Source organism: Paraburkholderia sp. EG286B (genome assembly GCF_040965655.1).
Lineage (GTDB): Bacteria > Pseudomonadota > Gammaproteobacteria > Burkholderiales > Burkholderiaceae > Paraburkholderia.
Genome location: NZ_JBFRCF010000088.1, coordinates 1 through 2,799, shown reverse-complemented (window position 1 = coordinate 2,799; position 2,799 = coordinate 1). Strand labels below are relative to the sequence as shown.

The window sequence follows — 2,799 nt, the reverse complement described above, 5'->3', positions numbered from 1 at the left end:
GTGGCTTCTTTACGCCGCCCATGAGGTGGCTCGATTACGCCGCCCCTGAACTGGCTTCATTGCGCCGCCCCTCAGGTGGCCCGATTACGCCGCCCCCAGATTGGCTCTATAACGCCGCCCGCTGACATGAATCACGAACAACCTCGTCCAGTCTTCGCCGACATTCAACCAAACCTCTTGTTAAGGCTCCCATCATGTTCATCACTTATGCTCCGACAAGGCTTTGTCGTCCCTCATGGACCCGCAGGAAAAATGGCCGCATGGGCTTCGCCTTAAAATGTGGAATCCAGCTGCCGGCTTAGGTACATAGAGACTAACGTGACGGATGGATAGCTCTTCGTCCTTACCTGAATCTGAAGCCGGTCCAATTTCCGGCTTCGCAGATGATCGGCCGGTTATCCAGAGCGCGAACGCATATTGTGCGGCGGCCTGAGACGAGAGACCGATCGCTTGCTCGACCATGCGCAATTGCGCTCCGTAATGACGATGGTCGACGACGTATAGTGACGACGGCCTTGTTGCATCGCGCGCGATAGAGTGAATCGGCAGCCTCAGCCAGGTTCTCGATCCAGATCAGGAAGCCCATCAAAATGGATGTCCATTTCGGCTGCACGGCATGTGGAAAATGTTGCACCGATCTGCGCTTGCCGCTCACGATCGTGGAAGCCATGCAATGGCTTGAGCGCGGCCACACCGTCGAAGTCCTTTGTGACGCCATCCCCTGGCCGCTTGAACCCGCGAGCGACGATGCAATGGCGCAGCACAAGCGCGCAAGTGCCTTCGGCGCCCGCAGCGGCACACTGCACGTGCGGATCGGCGTGATACTGGCGGCTACGCACTACGGCCCATGTCCCAATCTCGCTGACGACGGCCTAGCCCACCGATCGGACTGCCATCGCTCGACTCTCGTCAAGTGCCCATATGCCGGAAGGACGTCGCACTATCAAGGAAAGGGTCAGCGCGACTGCAACTTGAATCCCTCGCCGCCGATACCTGCCCGGTCCACCGCCGCGATGCGGTTGCGTCCCTGATCCTTAGCTTGGTAGAGTTGCGCATCCGTCAGATTGATGAACGCTGTGACGTCGATCCCTCCGTTTGGCACAACGGTGGCCACCCCGAAGCTTGCCGTGACTCGCTGACCGTGGGGGGAGCGCAGGTGCGCGATGCCTTCCTCCGCGATCAGCGTGCGGCAACGCTCCGCGATGCGCACGGCGTGATCGGTGTCGGTGTCCGCGAGCACGAGCACGAATTCCTCGCCGCCAAACCGGCCCAAGAACGCGTTCGGCTGGGCTGCCTCGCCGAGCACGCGCGCAATGCGCTTCAGACATTCGTCGCCCTGCAGATGACCGTAGTAATCGTTGTACGACTTGAAGAAATCGATGTCGATCATCACGAGAGAAAGCGGCTTGCCCGATGCCGCCGCGCTCGCCCATTCACGAGCAATGACCGTGTCGAACATGCGACGGTTGCCGACATTTGTCAAACTGTCGGACAGCGAGAGGCGCTCCAGTTCACGCTGGAGTTCCGCGAGCCGTTGCTCCGTGCGCTTGCGTTCGCTGATGTCGAACATAAAGCCGATCAGCGCGTCAACGTCGCCGTTCTCTTTGCGCACGACGTGGACAACGTCGCGAATCCACACATAGCCGCCGTCCGCAGTAAGCGCGCGATAGTCCGCTTCGTGATCGGTGCCCGCCTGCTACTGCGCGACGCAAAAATTCACCACGGCCTCACGGTCGTCCGGATGCATGCGCGTCGCCCAGTCCTCGACCGTTTTCCACGTGGACGGCGCGTAGCCAAGTAGTGCTTCGACCTTCGGGCCGATATAGGCGAACTGCATCGTCGCCCAGTCGATCTTCCAAGGGATCGCCCGTGTGGATTCGAGCAGCGTGCGATAAACGGCGGGGTTGTCCTCGCCGGGCTGGCGCCCTGGCGGTGCAAGACTGTCCTCGCGGCGCAGGAATGCGGCCAGAAGCGAACTGCGGGCCAGATCGTTTTCTTCGTGACCCATTGTGGTCGTCCAATAACGCGTAGGTGCGTTATCGGCAGGTGCCAGCAGTGCCTTGAGCCCGGCGCAAAGATCGATCGCCTCGAACCTTGTACGGCGTCGCTTGACGACCGGGGGATCGAAGGAACTCCTCCAGTTCGAAGCGAGCTCTTGATGACGGAATGGATCGATCTCTGCCGGATGCCGCCCCCCATCGCTGCGGGCCGACGGCGACACTCATGACTCTGCGTTGCTCTCACCGTTGGGGCACGGAACGAGGTCGGCCATGTCCGGCCGTTCGACCTCGCTCTCAGCTGGACATTTGAAGGTCGGCTCCGCACCCGACAACGGCCCTTCCGCGCAAACCATGGCCGGAGTGCCGTCAGCCGTGTTGCGGTCGTTGGTCCGTCAACGCGTCAACGGCTGGTATCTGTTCCTGCACCCGCGTCGAGATTGTTGTCGCCGGATAGTGGCTGGGGCATGGAGGTCAAAAAAGGCTCTATAGTAAATACATCGATTCGAGACATTCTAATGCGTCGTTACAAGTAGGCCAAACGATTGATCTAAACGGATTCGGCTACGCCAAGGAGTACCGCGTCGAGCGCGGCTTGCGCGAAAGCGTGCTGCCGCTGCTCGCGCTCGGTCTGCCGAAGTCGTATTGACCGGCGACGATCCAGAGACCCTCGATATTAGCGCAGTAATCGGCGCGCCCGCCGCAGATCGCACCGAAGAAACACGTTGTGACGTCGCCTGTGGCAAGCTACTCCGCGGCGCAGGCGGAAGACCGATCGTCCAATGGTGCAGATCTGCCCGCA

1 protein-coding gene and 1 pseudogene are annotated in these 2,799 nt (G+C 60.7%); both read right to left on the bottom strand.

Annotated elements, in window-relative coordinates; all coding sequences use genetic code 11:
* Nucleotides 1-551: 551 nt before the first annotated feature.
* Nucleotides 552-692 (bottom strand): hypothetical protein, encoded by a 141-nt coding sequence (locus tag AB4Y42_RS43690; protein WP_368697814.1) that lies wholly within the window; start codon nucleotides 690-692, stop codon nucleotides 552-554.
* 263 nt (nucleotides 693-955) lie between these two features.
* A pseudogene (locus tag AB4Y42_RS43685) lies at nucleotides 956-2,008 on the bottom strand (diguanylate cyclase).
* Nucleotides 2,009-2,799 lie beyond the last annotated feature (791 nt).